We start from the raw sequence: 17,126 nt of genomic DNA, 5'->3' as shown, positions 1-17,126 counted from the left end.
CCTCCGACGGAGACATCCATGGACCTGTTGACCCTGGCCGGCGTGCTGCTCGGCGGCGTCGCGATCGTGTTCGGCTTCGCGCTGGAAGGCGGACATTTTTCAATGCTGTTCCAGTTCGAAGCGCTCGTGATCGTGCTCGGCGGCACGCTCGGCGCAGTGATGATCCAGAATACGTGGGCGCGCTTCTTCGATGCGGTGAAGCAGCTGCGGCTCGCGTTCGTGCGCGCGCAGGAAGTCGATCGCAAGCACCTGACCGACCTGCTGGAGTGGGGCGATCGCGCGAAGCTCGACGGGCTGCTCGCCTTCGAATCGATGGACGTGAGCGGCATTCATCCGTTCGCGCGGCGCGGGCTCGAACTGCTCGCGAACGGCGTGTCGACCGCGGTGCTCGAGGACGCGCTGCAGCGCGAGCTCGACGCCTACGAGCGCAGCCGCCTCGCGGCCGCGCGCGTCTGGCACCAGGCCGGCGGCTATGCGCCGACGTTCGGCATTCTCGGCTCGGTGCTCGGGCTGGTGCAGGTGACGAGCCACATTCTCGAACCGGCGCAGCTCGGGCCGGGCATCGCGGTCGCGTTCATCGCGACGCTCTACGGCCTTGCGTTCGCGAACCTCGTGTTCCTGCCGCTCTACGGCAAGCTGCGCGCGCAGATCGACAGCGAGCTGCGGTTCCGCAAGCTGTATCTCGACGGCTTGCTCGCGATCTCGCGCAAGGAGTCGCCTCACACGATCGAGACGCGGCTGACAGGCGACGTGCGCGGCCGCGCGGCGGAGTCGCTCGCATGACGCACCGGGAGCTTCGACATGACCGCTCGAACTGACGGCGCGCGTGCGGGTTCGGCCGCGGCCGATCGCGACGACGATGAGGCCGAAGGCACGCAGTCCGGGCGCTGGCTGATTTCCTACGCGGATCTCGTCACGACGCTGATGGTGCTGTTTCTCGCGCTGTACGTGCTGCAGCTCGCAAAATACAACGCGCTCGATGCGCGTTATCAGACGCTCGCGCGGCATGACGATGGGACGGCAAGCGCGCCCGCCGCAGCGATGCCCGGGCGCCCGCCCGCCTGGCTCGCATCGCTCGACGCGCTGAAGACGGCCGGCCGCATCTCGCTCGTGCGCGCGCCTCACGGCATCGAGATCGGCATCGACGCGAAGATCCTGTTCAACGTCGGCGATGCGCGCTTGCTGCCGGACGCGACACCGGTGCTGAGCCAGATCGCGCAGGCGCTGAGCGCGCATGCGAGCGGCGATATCCTCGTCGAAGGCCATACCGACAGCGTGCCGATCGCGAACGCGAAATACGAGTCGAACTGGGAGCTGTCGTCGGCGCGGGCGGGCAGCGTCGTGCGCTATCTGGCCGATCGCGGCGTCGCGCCGCACCGGCTCGCCGCGATCGGGCGGGCCGATACGCAGCCGCTCGTCGCGGGCGACGATGCGGCCGCGCGGGCGCGCAACCGGCGGGTGACGATCTTCGTCGCGTATTGAGCGCGCGAACCTCGACGGGTGCGCGACGGCCGCCCGTCGACGACATATCGGATCTCGCATGACGAACATGTGAACCCGGCAATGCGATTCCGCGCGTGCCTGCCGATAACCCAGGCTGGCTCAGACCGAGCGGTTATCGAGGGTACTCCATGCATTTCTGGCGCAAGCTGTCCATTCAGAACAAGCTGATTCTCAGCATGACGAGTTGCCTGCTCGTGTTCGTCGCGATTTCGAGCGGGTTGAGCGTCCGTCTGATCGGCAACGCCGTGCGCGATCGCGTCGTCCGCGAGGAGCTGCCGACGGCCGTGAGCGGCATCCGCGCCGACGTGCAGCGGCAGATGGCCGGGCCGATCGCCGCGTCGCGCCTCCTTGCGCGCGACGCGTTCCTGCTGCAATGGGAGGCCGACGGCGAGCCCGATGCCGGCACGCGCAGCTGGATTCAGCTCGCGAAGAACGTGAAGGACGAGCAGAAGGCGGCGTCCGTGCAGTGGGTGTCGGTGAAGAGCGCCAACTACTACAACGAAGCCGGCCTGCAGCGAAAGGTCACCGACAAGGATCGGTGGCTGACGGATTTCCTCGCGTCGGGCAAGGCCTATGACGTGAACATGGATCGCGAGGTCACGGCCGGCGGCTACATGATGTTCATCAACAGCCGGGTGGAGCTCGACGGCGCGCCGATCGGTGCTGCCGGCATGAGCCTGTCCGTCGACGCGCTCGCGAGGGGAATCGCCGCATACCGGATCGGCGACACCGGGTTTGCGTACCTCGTGCGGCCGGACGGCGCGATCATGATGCATCGCGATGCGTCGCTGATCGACGGCAAGCACTTCCTGAAGGACGAACCGGGCCTGCCTGGCGACGCATCGTCGACGCTGCTGGCCGGCAAGCCGTATGCGACGCTGGGCTACGACGGCGACGGCGGCGCGCGCTTCATCGCGACATCGTTCGTTCCGGAGCTGAATGCGTACGTGGTCGTCGAAGTGCCGCAGGCCGAACTGCTCGGGCCGGTGACGCGTGCGATTCGCAGCGCGGCGCTCGTCGCCGCGATCGCGGGCCTCGGCGTCGCGCTGGTCGTGATCTGGCTGGTCGGGCGTGCGATCGCCGCGCCGATCCGCCGCGCGGCGACGCTGCTGTCGGACATCGCGAGCGGCCAGGGCGACCTGACGCGCCGGATGACGGTCGAAAGCCAGGACGAGATCGGCCAACTGTCGGACGCGTTCAACCGTTTCGTATCGTCGTTGTCGACGCTCGTCCACCGGATCCGCGCGGCGTCCGCGTCGATTGCGACCGGGTCCGCGCAGATCGCGTCGGGCAATGCCGACCTCAGCGAACGCACCGAAGGGCAGTCGGGCAACCTCGAGCGGACGGCTTCGTCGATGGAGGAAATCACGGCGGTCGTGCGCAACAACACCGAAACCGCGACGACGGCCGCGCAGCTGATCACCGGCGCAGCCGACACGGCGACGCGCGGCGGGCAGGTCGTCGGCGAAGTCGTGACCACGATGGAGCAGATCAGCGACGCGTCGCGGCGGATCGCCGAGATCATCGTGATGATCGACAGCATCTCGTTCCAGACCAACATCCTCGCGCTGAATGCGGCGGTCGAGGCCGCACGCGCCGGCGAGCAGGGGCGCGGGTTCGCGGTCGTCGCGGCGGAAGTGCGGAACCTCGCGCAGCGCAGCGCGCAGGCGGCGAAGGAGATCAAGGCGCTGATCGAGCACAGTGCGGGGACGGTGAGCACCGGGTCGCGGCTCGTCGGCGAGGCCGGGAAGGTGATGCGCGATGTCGTGTCGCAGGTGCAGGGCGTCAGCGCGATGATGAGCGAGATCGCCGAGGCGAGCCTGGAGCAGAGCGCGGGCATCGATCAGATCGGCGACGCGGTGCAGTCGCTCGATCAGATGACGCAGCAGAACGCGGCGCTGGTCGAGGAAAGCGCGGCGGCCGCGGAGAGCCTGAAGCAGCAGGCGGCGGATCTGACGCGACTGGTATCGGCGTTCAAGGTAGATGAATAGCGTCCGCGCGACGTTAGAATGAACGCGTTTCTGAGGGACGGCTGCGGTGGGGTACGGCAGCCGTTTTCGCTGTCGGCGCGGGAATCGATGACGTCATAAAAATGAAGCGCATTTCAAGACTGAAGATCGGGGTGGGGGCGGTGGTGGTCGCGGCGGTGTTCGCCGCGGTCGGGGCGAAGGTGATCGCATCGCCGGCGGATGCGTATCTTGCCTATCGGAAGCAGGCCGCGGCGGCGGTGGCGGCGGCCCGGATGGAGGATCGGGCGGGCCTCGACCGGCAGTACACGGCCGACGTGAACGCGCGGCTCGCCAAACTGATCGGCACGGTCAGGGCGAGAGGGTTCGTCGCGCAGGCCGAGGGCACGGTGCAGAGCGTCGGCCCCGTCGACGGGATGCCGCCGGGGCCGGACGGGTTGTCCTTCAAGTCGGACGACGGCAAGACGCATCTCGTCGTGACGACCGTTCCGCTGCTGAAAGCCTGGGCGAGCACGGCGGACGCCGGCATCAAGCCGACCGACGACGTCGCCGCGATGTTCGGCAACGAAACGCTTTACACGCACGTATTCAGCGACGACGCCGCGGCGTTTCGCTTCGCCGAGTTGCCCGTCAAGCGGCAGCCGGCCGACGGCGTGGTGAAGGCGTGGCTGCTGGGCGAAAGCCAGGACGGCGTGCCGGACGGGCCGAACACGCTGGCCGTGTCGGTCCGGCAGGGCCAACGCGTTTATATCCTGTGGCGGGGCGTGACGCTGCGCCCGATCGCGGCGTGCGACGCGGCGCGCGTGCCGGAGAACGTGCGGCAGGCGTGTTTCGCCAAACAGTTGGGGGGCCAGCGGATTTATCCGCGGCTGGTCGCGCAGGCGCAATCGATGGCCGATGCCGTGGTCCGCTAGCGGGATAGCGGGCGGCGGAGACGGGTCGCAGCCGTCCATCGCACGGCGCGATTCGACGGCGCTGGATGGGCATTCGCGTCCGACGAATGACGGTCGGCGACATCACGTGTCGCCGACCGTCGGCATGCCGTCCGGCGAGCGACTTCAACGCGAGCGCAACGCCTGCAACCCCAGGGTGAGCGGGTTGAACGGCATCTCCGCGGCGCCCATCGAAAAGCTCGTCGCCTTTGCGGTCGCCCCGGGCGCGTGCATCAGCGCATGAACGATCCGCTCGCTCGCATGGCCGTCGCCATACGGATTGCTCGCGCGCGCCATTTCCTCATACGCGCTGTCGCTGTCGAATAGTCGCGACGCCTCCCAGACGATCCGCTCCTGGTCCGTGCCGACGAGCCGCGCGGTGCCGGCGTGGATCGCTTCGGGCCGCTCGGTCGTCTCGCGCGTGACGAGCACCGGCTTGCCGAGTGCCGGCCCTTCCTCCTGGATGCCGCCCGAATCGGTGATGATGAAGTGCGAGCGTGACATCAGGAATACGAACGAAAGATATTCCTGGGGTTCGATCAGGTAGATGTTCGGTACGCTGCCGAGCAGCGCGCGCGCCGGCTCGCGCACGTTCGGATTCAAGTGCAGCGGATAGACGAACTGTGCATCGGGATAGCGCTTCGCGAGCGTGCAGAGCGCCTCGCAGAAATGTCGGAACGGTTCGCCGAAACTCTCGCGGCGATGGCCGGTGATCAGCACGACGCGGCGCGACGCTTCGAGAAACGGAAAGTGTGCGGCGACCTTGTCGTGGAGCGCGCTATCGTGGTCGAGCATGCGCTTGACGTCGTGCAGCGCATCGATCACGGTGTTGCCCGTCATCACGACCGCACCCACCGGCACGCCTTCGCTGAACAGGTTGTCGCGCGCCTGGCCGGTCGGCGCGAAATGCCATGACGACACCGCGTCGGTCACGCGGCGATTCAATTCCTCCGGCCACGGCGACCAGATGTCGCCGCTGCGCAGGCCCGCTTCCACGTGCCCGACCGGCAGATAGCGGTAGAACGCCGCGATACTGACGGCCAGCGTCGTCGTCGTGTCGCCGTGCACCAGCACGACGTCCGGACGCAAGTCGTCGAAGACGGTCCCGATCGCCTGAAGAATGCCGGTCGTCACGTCGGTCAGCGTCTGGCTCTGACGCATCAGATTGAGATCGTAGTCGGGCTTGATGTCGAACAACGTGAGCACCTGATCCAGCATTTCCCGATGCTGGGCGGTCACGCATACGCGGGCATCGACATCCTTGCGCGCCTTCAGCGCGCGCACGAGCGGCGCCATCTTGATGGCTTCCGGTCGAGTCCCGAACACAAGCAAGATCTTTTTCATCGTTGTCCTCGTTGAGCATCTTCGCGCCGGAAGATCCGGCGCCTGGCGCCAGGCATGGTTGCAGGCCACCCGTCCCGTCTCCGCATGTGTCCGCACCGGCCGGCGCCAGCCGCGCGACATGCAGCGGTGTTGCGGGGCGAGCGCGCCGTTTTTGTCCGCGTGGGCTGCGCCACGCAATCGTCGAACTACGGCCGTCCCGTTGCACCTCGTCAATCACGTCATGAGCATTTCTCGCTGTGTCGATCGCCATGTCCGCCGGTCAGGCCGCGTACGTCTTCACGTCGCTGCGCGCCCGCACCCGTTCCTTCTTCCGATAGAGCAATATTCAAACCAGTGGGCCTGTGGCCGGCCCCGCTTCGCGCCACACCGGTGGAATGCCAGGGAACGTTTCACAATTGCTACGAGCGCGATTGCGGCGCCCTGCCGCGGTGCGGGTAAAGATCCGACCGTTCGCGCCATCGAGCCGGTCACGTCATGCGGAGGATGGCGACTTGCGTCGCGCGCGGGCTGTCGATCGAACCGCATGCGCCGTGTCACGCGCCTCGGAGCGTTTCGACATGCGAGTTTGGTCCGGGCAACCCGGGGGACGTCGTCGGCTGCCACGCAGTGGTTCCGCACGAAGGATGACCCTGACGAATCGCGGCGCTCGCATCGTCCGTAGCGGGCGATGCGAAATGTTGCGTATCTGTAACGACCGCCCGGAGCCGGCCGGCCATATCCGCAATGCGGCTGGTCGATGCGCGCCGCGACGAGCACGGATCGTTGCCGGACAGGAACCCTGCAACGACAGCCTGCGGCGGTTAACTTTCGGAAATGGTGGCGCGCGACGTATCGGTGTGCTGAGGGCGGAAGATCCCGCTAGGGGGGAGGCGAACCCTGATTCACCGGTGAATCAAAAACACGCGATCCGTGCCCGGAGCGGGGCGGTCGGGGACTCGCCGGCCATTGCACCACGGGGCGGGGCGATCCATGGCTCACCCCTTGCTTGTTTCAGCAGGACAACCGATACGACGAACCCGCAACGCGCGGCGACACGTGCCGGGCGGGCGGCGTGCAGGCCGCGCTTGAGCGCGCATCACGCCCGGTTGCCGACGCGATGGAGTGTGCCGGCCATTACGCCGACGCCGACCCGCTCGCTCCCGCCCATGCGGGTTCACGATGGCGGAGACGACGGTAACCGGATCGCGCTGATACGACAGCGCACGGTCGATCAACGAAAACAGGGGAAGGAGACGAGTCATGTGTGGCATCGTCGGCGCGGTCGCGCAACGGAACGTCGTTCCGATTCTGATTGAAGGTCTGCGCCGCCTCGAGTATCGCGGCTACGATTCATGCGGTGTGGCGACCGTCGTCGACGGCCAGGCGCGCCGCGAACGCAGCGTGTCGCGCGTCGCCGATCTCGACGTGCACGTGCGCAGCGCCGGGCTGTCCGGCAGCACCGGCATCGCACACACCCGTTGGGCGACGCACGGCGCGCCCGCCACCTGCAACGCGCATCCGATCTTCTCGCGCGACGAAATCGCGCTCGTGCACAACGGCATCATCGAGAATCACGAGACGTTGCGCAGGCAACTGTCCGACGAGCATTACCAGTTCGACGGCCAGACCGACACCGAGGTCGTCGCCCACCTGATCCATAGCAAGTATCACGGCGACCTGCTCGCCGCCGTGCGCGATGCGACGTCGCAGCTGCACGGCGCATACGCGATCGCGGTGTTCAGCAAGCACGAGCCGCAGCGGCTGATCGGCGCGCGGGTCGGCTCGCCGCTCGTCGTCGGCCTGAAGGACGGCGAATACTTCCTCGCGTCCGACGCGCTCGCGCTCGCCGGCATCACCGACCGCTTCATCTTTCTCGAGGAAGGCGACATCGTCGAGTTGACGCCGGGCGGCGTGCGTATTCTCGAACGCGGCGGCACGCCGGTCGATCGTCCGATCCAGACCGTCTCGTCGACGCAAGGCGCGGTCGAGCTCGGGCCGTACCGGCATTTCATGCAGAAGGAAATCTTCGAGCAGCCGCAGGCCGTGGCCGCGACCATCCCCGATGCGGGGCTGTTCGATCCGGCGGCGTTCGGCCCGGATGCCGCGCGCGCGTTCGGGCAGATCGACAACGTGCTGATCCTCGCGTGCGGCACGAGTCACTATTCCGGCCTGACCGCGCGCCGCTGGCTCGAGACGATCGCGCGCCTGCCCGCGCAGGTCGAGATCGCGAGCGAATACCGTTACAGCGACGCGCTCGCGTTGCCGAATACGCTCGTGGTCAGCGTGTCGCAATCCGGCGAGACCGCCGACACGCTCGCTGCGCTCAAGTATGCGCAGGCGCTCGGGCATATCGATACGCTCGCGATCTGCAACGTGCCGACCAGCGCGATGATGCGGCAGACGGGCCTGCGGTTCCTGACGCGCGCCGGCCCGGAAATCGGCGTCGCGTCGACCAAGGCGTTTACGACCCAGCTCGTCGCGCTGTTCATTCTCGCGGTGACGCTCGGCCGGCTGCGCGGCTACGTCGACGATGCGCAGCTCGCGCGCTATGCGACGCAGCTGCGGCGGCTGCCGGGCGCGCTCGGCGACGTGCTCGCGCTGGAGCCGCAGATCGAGCGCTGGGCCGCGGAATTCTCGCGGCACGAGAATGCGCTGTTTCTCGGGCGCGGGCTGCATTACCCGATCGCGCTCGAAGGGGCGCTGAAGCTGAAGGAGATTTCGTATATCCACGCGGAAGCGTATCCGGCCGGCGAGCTGAAGCACGGGCCGCTCGCGCTGGTGACGCACGCGATGCCGGTCGCGACGATCGCGCCCAACGACGCGCTGCTCGAGAAGCTCAAGTCGAACATGCAGGAAGTGCGGGCGCGGGGCGGGCAGCTGTACGTGTTCGCCGATGCCGATACGCGGATCGACGGCGGCGAGGGCGTGTCGGTGATGAGGATGCCGGATTACTACGGGCTGCTGTCGCCGATCCTGCACGTCGTGCCGCTGCAACTGCTCGCGTATCACGCCGCGTGCCTGCGCGGCGCGGATATCGACAAGCCGAGGAACCTGGCGAAATCGGTGACGGTGGAGTGACGGTCGAGTGACGGGCGGGGCCGGCCGACGATTGCCGGCCGGCCCGCGCAAGCGGTCAGCGCAAGGCCGCCGCCCGGACCTTCACGATCTTGCCCCGCTTGCAGCACGTACGCGACGTGTTCGCCTTCTCCCGCGACGATGCCGATATCGTCGAGCGGATTCCCGTCGAGCACGACGACGTCATGGGCGCCGGAAATCGGTGGAGGCTGTCGACATGATGCGGGCGGATCGAACGGAAACCAGAAGGCGGGAAAATCGTTGCCGATCGGCCCATGCGTGCGGAGATCATGTGCAACGCGCGCCCGGCCAGGCCACGCGCGCAGTCAGTCAGGGCCGCATCGCTTCGCCCGAACAGCGGGTCGTGAGGTAAAACAGTTACAAGTTAGCCGTTGACGCGCATCTGCCCGGCGGTTAGTGTGTGCGTCGAAGTCCAAGAAGTCCGATTGCTGTTCATCAATTGCTCGCTCTCCTCAGCGGTATTCGTTGTCCTCTCCCTCCTTGATGCTTCACGCGCTCTCCAGCAGGGCAAATCTTCATTTTTTCTCAAGGAATCTTCATGGATACCGGTATCGTCAAGTGGTTCAACGACAGCAAAGGCTTTGGCTTCATCACGCCGGACAACGGCGGCGACGACCTGTTCGCTCATTTCTCGGAAATTCGTGCCGACGGCTTCAAGACGCTGGCTGAAAACCAGAAAGTGAGCTTCGAGACGAAGCAAGGCCCGAAGGGCCTGCAAGCGGCCGACATCAAGCCGCTGTAAAGTCTGAAGGGCCCGGCCATCCCACGATGGGCGCCGGGCCGCAGCGACATCCGCACGGAACTTGGTCTCGTAAAATTGGCGCGCTCGTTCCCGGCTGCGTCTGCTCATTGAGCCGCCAACCAGGCGCCATACACTTCGTTCCCCCTCCGGCCGCAGCGCCGTATTTTCGCTTTCCGACTGCTTCGGGTTCAGCTCGCAATGGCGTTGGATCGGCGCATCCGTGCACCTTTCGCACGGCACGCGCGCAGTCGAACATTATTAAAATTAAAAATGCAAAACACACAAAATCACCAATACAACGGCTATGCCGTCCGGCCCTCGGCGCATCGTTTGCCCGATGGCAGTTTTTCAGCCAACCTGCTGCTCGAGCGCATCGATAGCGCGTCTGTCGAAGGCCGCTACCGGTTCTATTCGCTCGATTACTTCGCGAGTGAAGCGCAGGCACTGCGACACTCGGAATGCTGGGCACGCAACTGGGTCGATACGCGCGGTTAAAGGCAGCGTCGTGGGACCGGATACCCGACGCATATGAGTCGCCCGGGCGCGCAACAATGCGCGCCCGAACCTCGCGTGCGATCAATTCTGTACCTCCCGACTGGAGCCGCGCGCTCGATTCGGGTTACCGGATTTTCCTTTCGACGCCGGTGGCGCATGACGCTATCCCGGCGTCGAAGTGGGTGGCGTACTTGAGAGGCCTGGCCTGACCGAACGGTGGTGCCGACCTCCGCATCCGTGCGAAGATTGCACGCACATCACACTCGCCCGAGAACGACGTGACCCGAGCAAATCCTGAGCGCAACCCGGACGCCGCCGATCCGCCGTGGATGGCCGTCGCCCTGGCCGAACTCGGCATCCGCCGCCATCCGCCCGGCAGCGTGAACCCGCGCATCGTCGAATACAACAACCACACGAACCTCGTCGGCTACGACGACAAGATTTCCTGGTGCTCATCGTTCGTCAACTGGTGCATGACGCATGCGGGCATCCGCGGCACGGGCTCCGCGCTCGCGCGTTCGTGGCTCGAATGGGGGCGGCCGCTGGAGCGGCCGGTGTACGGCTGCATCGCGATCCTGACGCGCGACGATCCCGCGAGCTGGAAAGGGCATGTCGGGTTCTACTTGCGCCACGACGACGAGCACGTGCATCTGTTCGGCGGCAATCAGTTGGAAGAGGTACGCGAGCTTGCGTACCCGCTGAACGAAGTGATCGGTTACCGTTGGCCCGACGCAGGGTGACCTCGTCCTCCGGCATACGCGAATTCGCAATCGCGTTGTCGGTCGAATGCCCGGGATCGTGCGGCTGAAGAGCGGGGCCCCGGCACGTGTCGAGGCCGGCGCCGTATCGTGATCTCGCTCAGTTCCGCGCCACGGCTTCCACCTCGGGCCCACCGGCCGCATCATTCCTGCTCCACCCGCCCCCGAGCGAGCGATACAGCGCGACCGCCGCCAGCGCATGCTCGCGCCTGAGCTGGTTGAGCGCGTCCGAATCCCGCAGATACACCTCCTGCGCCGACAGCACGTCCAGAAAATCCGTCGCGCCGCCCTTGTAGAGCTGGTTCGCCAGCCCGAGCGCCTTGTCCGATGCCGCGAGCGCGCTGCCGAGCCGCTGCGTCGCTTCATCGCTGCTGACGAGGTTCGCGCGCGCATCCTCGACTTCCCGCAACGCCTGCAGCATCGTCTGCCGCAACCCGAGTTCCGACTCGCGCATCCGGCTTTCGCTCTGCGAGATATCGGCGGTAATCCGTCCCGCGTTGAAGATTGGGCTCGTCGCGCTCAGCGCCGCGCTGAACAGGTTGTCGGTCAGCGTCGGCAAGCCGAGATACGACGCGGCCAGAATCCCGTCCGTCAGGTTCAGCGAGAACTTCGGATACCGCTCGGCCTTCGCGACACCGACCTGCGCCGCGCGCCGCTCGACCTGCGCGTAGGCGGTCAGCACGTCCGGCCGGCGCAGCAGCGCCTGCGACGGCAGTGTGGCGGGCGACCCGGCCGGCGGCGCCGGAATCGCGCCGGCCTGCGCGAGCACGAGCCGGTCGACCGATTCGGGCGTGCGGCCCGAATACACGGCGATCAGGTTGAGCTGATGCGAGATCTGCGCCTGCGTCGGCGGAATCCGCGCCTCCAGCGCATCGAGCTGGTTCTGCGCGCGCGTGACGTCGAGTTCCGTCGACAGCCCGAACGCCTGCCGCTTGCGCGTGAGTTCGAGCGCATGCCGGCGGATCGCCGCGTTGTCCTGCAGGATCTTCAGTTCCTGCTGCGCCCAGCGCAGGTCGACATAGGCCGAGGCCGCATCGGCCGCGAGCGCGAGCCGCATCGCGTCTTCCGCATGCTTTTGCCCGACCAGCTCGGCCTGCGCGGCCAGCAGGTCGAGCCGTTCGCCGCCGAACACGTCCGGCGACCAGCTCAGCGCGAGCCCCGCACCGGCCTGTCGCACGTAGCCGAGCGGCGGCGGCGTGTTCTTGCGCTCGTCGGCCGCATGCGCGGTCGCGTCGAGTTCCGGCAGCAGCACCGCGCGCTTCTGCACGGTCAGCGCCTGCGCCTGCTTCACGCGTTCGGCGGCGGCCTGCAGATCGAGGTTGCCGTCGAGCACGGTCGCGATCAGCCGGTCGAGCACGGGGTCGTTGAACTGCGCCCACCACGCGGCGGCGTCGATGTCGGCGCGCGGCACGTCGGTGTCCCACGCGGCCGGCGCGAGCGACTGGACGGAATCGTGCAGCGCGGGATGCTGCGCGGGCTGCACCGCACACCCTGCGGCGAAGGCGCTGACGGCCAGCGCGACGAGTAGCTTTTTCATGATGACGACCTTGGCTTCAGTGCGCGTCCGGCGGCGGCGCGTTGAGGGTGATGGGACGGGAAAACGCGACGGCGACCAGCGCGACCACGAAGCACAGCGACAGCACGTAGTACGCATCCGCGTAGGTGAGCGTCAGCGCTTCCCGATAGATCAGGCGGTGCAGGTTCGCGAGGCCGGCCTGCGCGGTATCCAGCGTGTTGCCGGCCACCGAGGTCCAGTACGCGGCCTGGCGGTCGAGCAGCGACGCGACTTGCGGCTCGCCGGCGCTCACATGCTCGTTCAGGCGCAGGTAGTGGAAGTTCAGCCGGTCGTTGAGCATCGTCGCGCTCACCGCGATGCCGATCGCGCCGCCGAGGTTGCGCATCAGGTTGAACAGGCCGCTCGCCGATTTCAGTCGCGACTGCGGCAGCGAGCCGAGCGCCATCGTCACGATCGGCGGCACGCTGAACTGCTGGCCGATGCCGCGCAGCGCCTGCGGCAGCAGCAGTTCCCGCCAGCCCCAGTCGTGCGTGATCGGCGTGTACAGGTAGCAGCCGAGGCCGAAGCAGATCAGCCCGAACACGAGCAGCGCGCGCATGCTGAAGTAGCGCGCGGCGAACGCATACGCGCAGAGCGCGAGCAGCTGGAACGCGCCGACCGACAGCAGCGCGATGCCGATCTGCAGCGAACTGAACGCCCGCACCTGCGCGAGAAACAGCGGCGTCAGGAACACGGTGACGAAGATCCCGATACCCGTCACGAACGACAGCAGGCTGCCGATCCCGAAGTTGCGCACGGCGAGCGCGCGCAGGTCGACGATCGGGTCTTCCGCGGTCAGGGCGTGCACGATGAACAGGAAGCCGCAGATGGCGGAGATCCACGCGCAGAACACGATCACGTGATCGCCGAACCAGTTCTTGCGCGGGCCTTCCTCGAGCACGTATTCGAGGCAGCCGAGGAAGCCCGACATCAGCACGATGCCGAGATAGTCGCCGCGCTTGACGAGACTCAGGTCCGGTGCGTCGATGTGCACGTAGCGCGGCACCAGCGCGGCCACCGCGATGCCCGGCACGAGGTTCAGGTAGAACAGCCAGTGCCACGACCATTGATCGGTGATCCAGCCGCCGATCACCGGCCCGATCGCCGGTGCGAGCGACGCGAGCGCGCCGATCGTCGTCGACGCGATCAGCCGCTGCTTGCCCGGGAACAGCACGAACGCGGTCGTGAACACGGTGGGGATCATCGCGGCGCCGAGCGCACCCTGCATCCCGCGGAACAGGATCATCGAGTTGATGTCCCACGCGAGCCCGCACAGCATGCTCGTGATCGTGAAGCCGACGGCCGACGCGGTGAACAGCCAGCGCGTCGACATCACCTTCGACAGCCAGCCCGACATCGGGATCACGATGATCTCGGCGATCAGGTAGGCCGTCTGCACCCACGACAGTTCGTCCTGGCTCGCGGAGAGCCCGCCGCCGATGTCGCGCAGCGACGATGCGACGATCTGGATGTCGAGCGTCGCCATGAAGAAGCCGACGCACATCAGCGCGAACGCGAAGACGCGCTGCCTGGTCGGTTGCGACGCGGGGTCGCCGGAAATCGCGGTGGTCATCGCAGGCTCCCGTTCAGTTCGCGTGGTCGGTATGCACGGTCACGACCGCGGAGAGGCCGGGGCGCAGCACGTGCTCGATGCCCGGCTGCGGATCGAGATGCACGCGCACCGGCACACGCTGGACGATCTTCGTGAAGTTGCCGGTCGCGTTCTCGGGCGGCAGCACGCTGAAGGTCGCGCCGGTCGCGGGCGCCAGGCTGTCGACGCGGCCGTGGAGGCGCGTGCTCGACGCATCGAGCGTGACGTCGACGCGATCGCCTGAGTGCATCTTGCGCAGCTGGTCTTCCTTGAAGTTCGCGTCGATCCACAGCCCGGTCGCGGGCACGACCGTCAGCAGCGGCACGCCGACGTTCGCGAGCATCCCGACGCGGCCCGTGCGGTTGCCGACGTAACCGTCGACCGGCGAGCGGATCGTCGTGTATTCGACGTTCAGCGCCGCGACGCGTTGCGCGGCGAGTGCCGTGTTGACGCGGGCCCGCGCATCGGCGAGCTGCGCGCCGAGCACGTCGAGCTGCCGCTTCGACGCGAGCAGCGCGGCGTCGCTGCGTGCGACGGCCGCATCCGCCTTCGAGTAATCGGCGTCCGCGCGCTCGACGATCTGGTTCGACACCGCATCGGATTTCACGAGCTCGCGGTAGCGCACGCGATCGGACGACGCACGCGTGAGTTCGGCCGACGACGCATTCCGGTCCGCCGCATGCTGGCCGATCACCGCGTATTGAAGTTGCTGCTTCGCTTCGAGTTCGGCCACCGCGGAGCGCGCGCTATCGACTTCCGCGCTCGCCTGCGCGAGCTTCGCATCGTAGTCGCGCGCATCGAGCTGCACGAGCACGTCGCCGGCCTTCACGCGCTGGTTGTCGGTCACGAGGATCTTGTCGACGAAACCGTTCACCTTCGGTGCGAGCACCGTCACGTCGCCGCCGACATACGCATCGTCGGTGCTCTCCTGGAAACGCAGCACGAACAGCCAGTCGAGCGCCGCGGCCGCGACCGCGACGACGACGGCGGCCACCGCGATCCGCATCCACGGCACGCGGCGCTGCTTTGCCGGCCGGTCGGTTGTGGCTGCCTCGCGGGAGGCAGCGGCTTGGGTCGTTTCCATCGATTCACCTATGTATATGCACTTATTAAAACGACCGACGACGCGTCGCCGATCGGGGAAGTCAGCGTTCCGGCAGGTTGTGCGTGATCCGGAACAATTCGTCTCTGAGGCGGGCCGCCTGCGCCGGCCCGAACCGCTGCTCGAACGCTTCCTGCGCGGCGAGCCAGTGCACATGCGCGTCGGCGATCTTCGTTTCGCCGTGCGCGGTCAGCACGAACGTCTGGCGCCGGCAACGCGGCTCGATTTGGCCCGTGACCAGCGCGGCGCCGACCAGCGGCTTCAGCGCGCGCAACAGCGCGGTGCGCTCGATCACCAGCACGGCCGACAGCGTCGCCATCGTCAGGCCCGGACGCTCCCGCAGCAGCGCGAGAATGCTGTACTGCGACGGCGTGACGCCCGCCCGCGACAGGTAGCGCTCGTAGAACTGCGAGATTCGCCGGGCGGCTTGCCGGACCGCGAAGCAATCGTCATCGATAAGCGTGGACTTGTGCATGTGCACATATTAGGTGCCCACGCGATGCGAAGCGAGCGGCGAGACAGGATCAGATTGGTGCCGTGGCTGTACCAATCGGCGGTGGAAAGGTGCGTTTGCGCGCCGGATCAGGCCGCGGCCGGAACAATCGAGCCTTCGCGGTCGTAGTACGCGGCCGTGTAGTCGATGAACGCCTTGACCTTCGCGGGCAGCAGCGCGCGGTTCGCGTAGGCGAGCTTGATTTCCACGAACGCGTCGACGAGATCGGCGCCCTCGAGCAACTGCACGAGCGCACCCGACGCGAGTTCGGCTTCGACGAGCGCTCTCGGCACCACGCCGATGCCGAAGTCGTGCATCACCATTTCGCGGTTGAAGACGGGGCTGTTCGACGAGACGTCGAAGCTCAACGGCACGGTCAGCGTGTCGCCGTCGACGCGGAACGACAGCGCGGGCCGGCGCAGCGACGGCGACATCGGCACGAACATGTGGCCGGCGAGCTCGGCCGGTGTTTCGGGACGCGGATGCGCGCGCAGGTAGGCGGGCGTCGCGACAATCACCACCGGAATGCGTTCGATCAGCCGCACGACGGTCGTCTCGCTCGTCAGCATGTACGGCACGACGATGCCGATGTCGTAGCCTTCGCCGACGAGGTCGACCGGGCGCTCGGTCAGCGTGACGTCGAGCCGCACCTTCGGATGCGCGGCCTTGAAACCGGCGATCAGCGGCACGAGCCGGTTCAGCGCGGCCGTCGTGTGCGCGACGAGTCGCAGCAGCCCCTCGGGCTCGCGCGTGTACGACTGCGCCTGCGCTTCCAGCGAGTCGAGTTCGTCGAGCACCGCCGCGCATCGCTCGTAGATGCGCTCGGCGGTTTCGGTCAGCGAGACCTGGCGCGTGGTCCGGTGCAGCAGGCGGCTGCCGAAGCGCGCTTCCAGATCCGCGACCGCCCGCGACACGACCGGCCGTGCGAGGCCGTGCATGTCGGCCGCGCGCGTGAAGCTGCGCATTTCCACCACCGACCGGAAGATCCGCAGCTTGTCGATGTAGTCCATGTCCGTCTCCTCGAAGCGATGGCGCGGCGCCGGATGCGCGCGGCCAGCGCCGGCCCTTGTTACGGCCGAGTGTACATTGACTTTATGCATATGCACATATAAATTGCCGATCATGAACGACATCCAGATGGCCCAGGCCTGCAATTGCCTCGCGCTGCGTCAGGCGGCGCGCTTCGTCACGCAACTCTACGAGCGGCATCTGGCTCCGGTCGGCGTCACGGCCGCGCAGTTCTCGATCATGGCGAACCTGTCGCGCCGGCCCGGCCTGTTGATGAGCGAACTCGCCGATCGGCTGGTGATGGACCGCACGACGCTGTTGCGCGCGCTGAAGCCGCTGCAGCGCGACGGCTTCGTCGCCGCGGCCGCGTCCGAGCATGACGCCCGCGCGCATGCGCTCAGCCTGACGAAGCTCGGCGAGCGCACCTACGCGCAGGCGAAGGTCGCGTGGCAAGCCGCGCAGGACGAGTTCGAGACGCAGTTCGGCCAGGGCCGCGCCCAGGCGTTGCGCGACGAGCTGTTCAGCCTGACGGCGCAGCGCTAGGCGCGACGTGCGGTAGTA

Annotated in this window: 15 protein-coding genes; 9 read left to right on the top strand and 6 right to left on the bottom strand. The window is 67.2% G+C overall.

Annotation, left to right across the window (positions count from 1 at the left end; genetic code table 11):
* The first annotated feature begins 18 nt into the window (after window positions 1-18).
* From NQV17_RS06850 to NQV17_RS06835, 4 genes are all read left to right on the top strand, one after another.
* Window positions 19-783 (top strand): flagellar motor protein, encoded by a 765-nt coding sequence (locus NQV17_RS06850; RefSeq protein WP_044847579.1) that lies wholly within the window; start codon window positions 19-21, stop codon window positions 781-783.
* Between the two features lie 18 nt (window positions 784-801).
* Entirely contained in the window at window positions 802-1,482 is a 681-nt protein-coding gene (locus tag NQV17_RS06845) for an OmpA family protein (protein ID WP_257770731.1), read from the top strand.
* Between the two features lie 149 nt (window positions 1,483-1,631).
* Window positions 1,632-3,494 (top strand): methyl-accepting chemotaxis protein, encoded by a 1,863-nt coding sequence (locus NQV17_RS06840; RefSeq protein ID WP_257770730.1) that lies wholly within the window; start codon window positions 1,632-1,634, stop codon window positions 3,492-3,494.
* Window positions 3,495-3,595: 101 nt separating this feature from the next.
* Window positions 3,596-4,384 carry a hypothetical protein gene (locus tag NQV17_RS06835; protein WP_257770728.1) on the top strand — a complete coding sequence of 263 codons (789 nt, stop codon included), beginning with the start codon at window positions 3,596-3,598 and terminating at the stop codon, window positions 4,382-4,384.
* 144 nt (window positions 4,385-4,528) lie between these two features.
* Here the strand turns inward: NQV17_RS06835 and wecB are convergent, their stop codons facing one another.
* Window positions 4,529-5,746, bottom strand: coding sequence for a non-hydrolyzing UDP-N-acetylglucosamine 2-epimerase (wecB, locus tag NQV17_RS06830; RefSeq protein ID WP_124488785.1), 1,218 nt, complete (start codon window positions 5,744-5,746; stop codon window positions 4,529-4,531).
* 1,239 nt (window positions 5,747-6,985) lie between these two features.
* Here wecB and glmS point away from each other — a divergent pair.
* From glmS to NQV17_RS06810, 4 genes are all read left to right on the top strand, one after another.
* Window positions 6,986-8,803, top strand: coding sequence for a glutamine--fructose-6-phosphate transaminase (isomerizing) (glmS, locus tag NQV17_RS06825; protein WP_257770725.1), 1,818 nt, complete (start codon window positions 6,986-6,988; stop codon window positions 8,801-8,803).
* 556 nt (window positions 8,804-9,359) lie between these two features.
* Window positions 9,360-9,563 (top strand): cold-shock protein, encoded by a 204-nt coding sequence (locus NQV17_RS06820; RefSeq protein ID WP_257770723.1) that lies wholly within the window; start codon window positions 9,360-9,362, stop codon window positions 9,561-9,563.
* Between the two features lie 270 nt (window positions 9,564-9,833).
* Window positions 9,834-10,058 (top strand): hypothetical protein, encoded by a 225-nt coding sequence (locus tag NQV17_RS06815; RefSeq protein ID WP_124488783.1) that lies wholly within the window; start codon window positions 9,834-9,836, stop codon window positions 10,056-10,058.
* 329 nt (window positions 10,059-10,387) lie between these two features.
* Window positions 10,388-10,798: a TIGR02594 family protein gene (locus NQV17_RS06810; protein WP_257771219.1), complete on the top strand. Its 411-nt coding sequence runs from the start codon at window positions 10,388-10,390 to the stop codon at window positions 10,796-10,798.
* 118 nt (window positions 10,799-10,916) lie between these two features.
* Here the strand turns inward: NQV17_RS06810 and NQV17_RS06805 are convergent, their stop codons facing one another.
* From NQV17_RS06805 to NQV17_RS06785, 5 genes are all read right to left on the bottom strand, one after another.
* The gene (locus tag NQV17_RS06805; RefSeq protein WP_257770720.1) at window positions 10,917-12,353 is read right to left on the bottom strand and encodes an efflux transporter outer membrane subunit; all 1,437 of its coding nucleotides are present in this window, start codon (window positions 12,351-12,353) and stop codon (window positions 10,917-10,919) included.
* 16 nt (window positions 12,354-12,369) lie between these two features.
* Window positions 12,370-13,944, bottom strand: coding sequence for a DHA2 family efflux MFS transporter permease subunit (locus tag NQV17_RS06800; protein ID WP_124488781.1), 1,575 nt, complete (start codon window positions 13,942-13,944; stop codon window positions 12,370-12,372).
* Between the two features lie 13 nt (window positions 13,945-13,957).
* Window positions 13,958-15,046, bottom strand: a complete 1,089-nt coding sequence (locus NQV17_RS06795) for an HlyD family secretion protein (RefSeq protein WP_257770714.1) — start codon at window positions 15,044-15,046, stop codon at window positions 13,958-13,960.
* 61 nt (window positions 15,047-15,107) lie between these two features.
* Window positions 15,108-15,539: a MarR family winged helix-turn-helix transcriptional regulator gene (locus tag NQV17_RS06790; protein ID WP_257770712.1), complete on the bottom strand. Its 432-nt coding sequence runs from the start codon at window positions 15,537-15,539 to the stop codon at window positions 15,108-15,110.
* Window positions 15,540-15,646: 107 nt separating this feature from the next.
* A complete protein-coding gene (locus NQV17_RS06785) occupies window positions 15,647-16,567 on the bottom strand; it encodes a LysR family transcriptional regulator (RefSeq protein ID WP_044847567.1) in 921 nt (306 codons plus the stop codon).
* Between the two features lie 112 nt (window positions 16,568-16,679).
* Here NQV17_RS06785 and NQV17_RS06780 point away from each other — a divergent pair, with 112 nt between their 5' ends.
* Window positions 16,680-17,108, top strand: coding sequence for a MarR family winged helix-turn-helix transcriptional regulator (locus tag NQV17_RS06780; RefSeq protein ID WP_044847566.1), 429 nt, complete (start codon window positions 16,680-16,682; stop codon window positions 17,106-17,108).
* Window positions 17,109-17,126: the final 18 nt, after the last annotated feature.

This window comes from Burkholderia sp. SCN-KJ (assembly GCF_024656005.1).
Lineage (GTDB): Bacteria > Pseudomonadota > Gammaproteobacteria > Burkholderiales > Burkholderiaceae > Burkholderia.
This window is presented reverse-complemented; position numbering and strand designations above follow the sequence as displayed.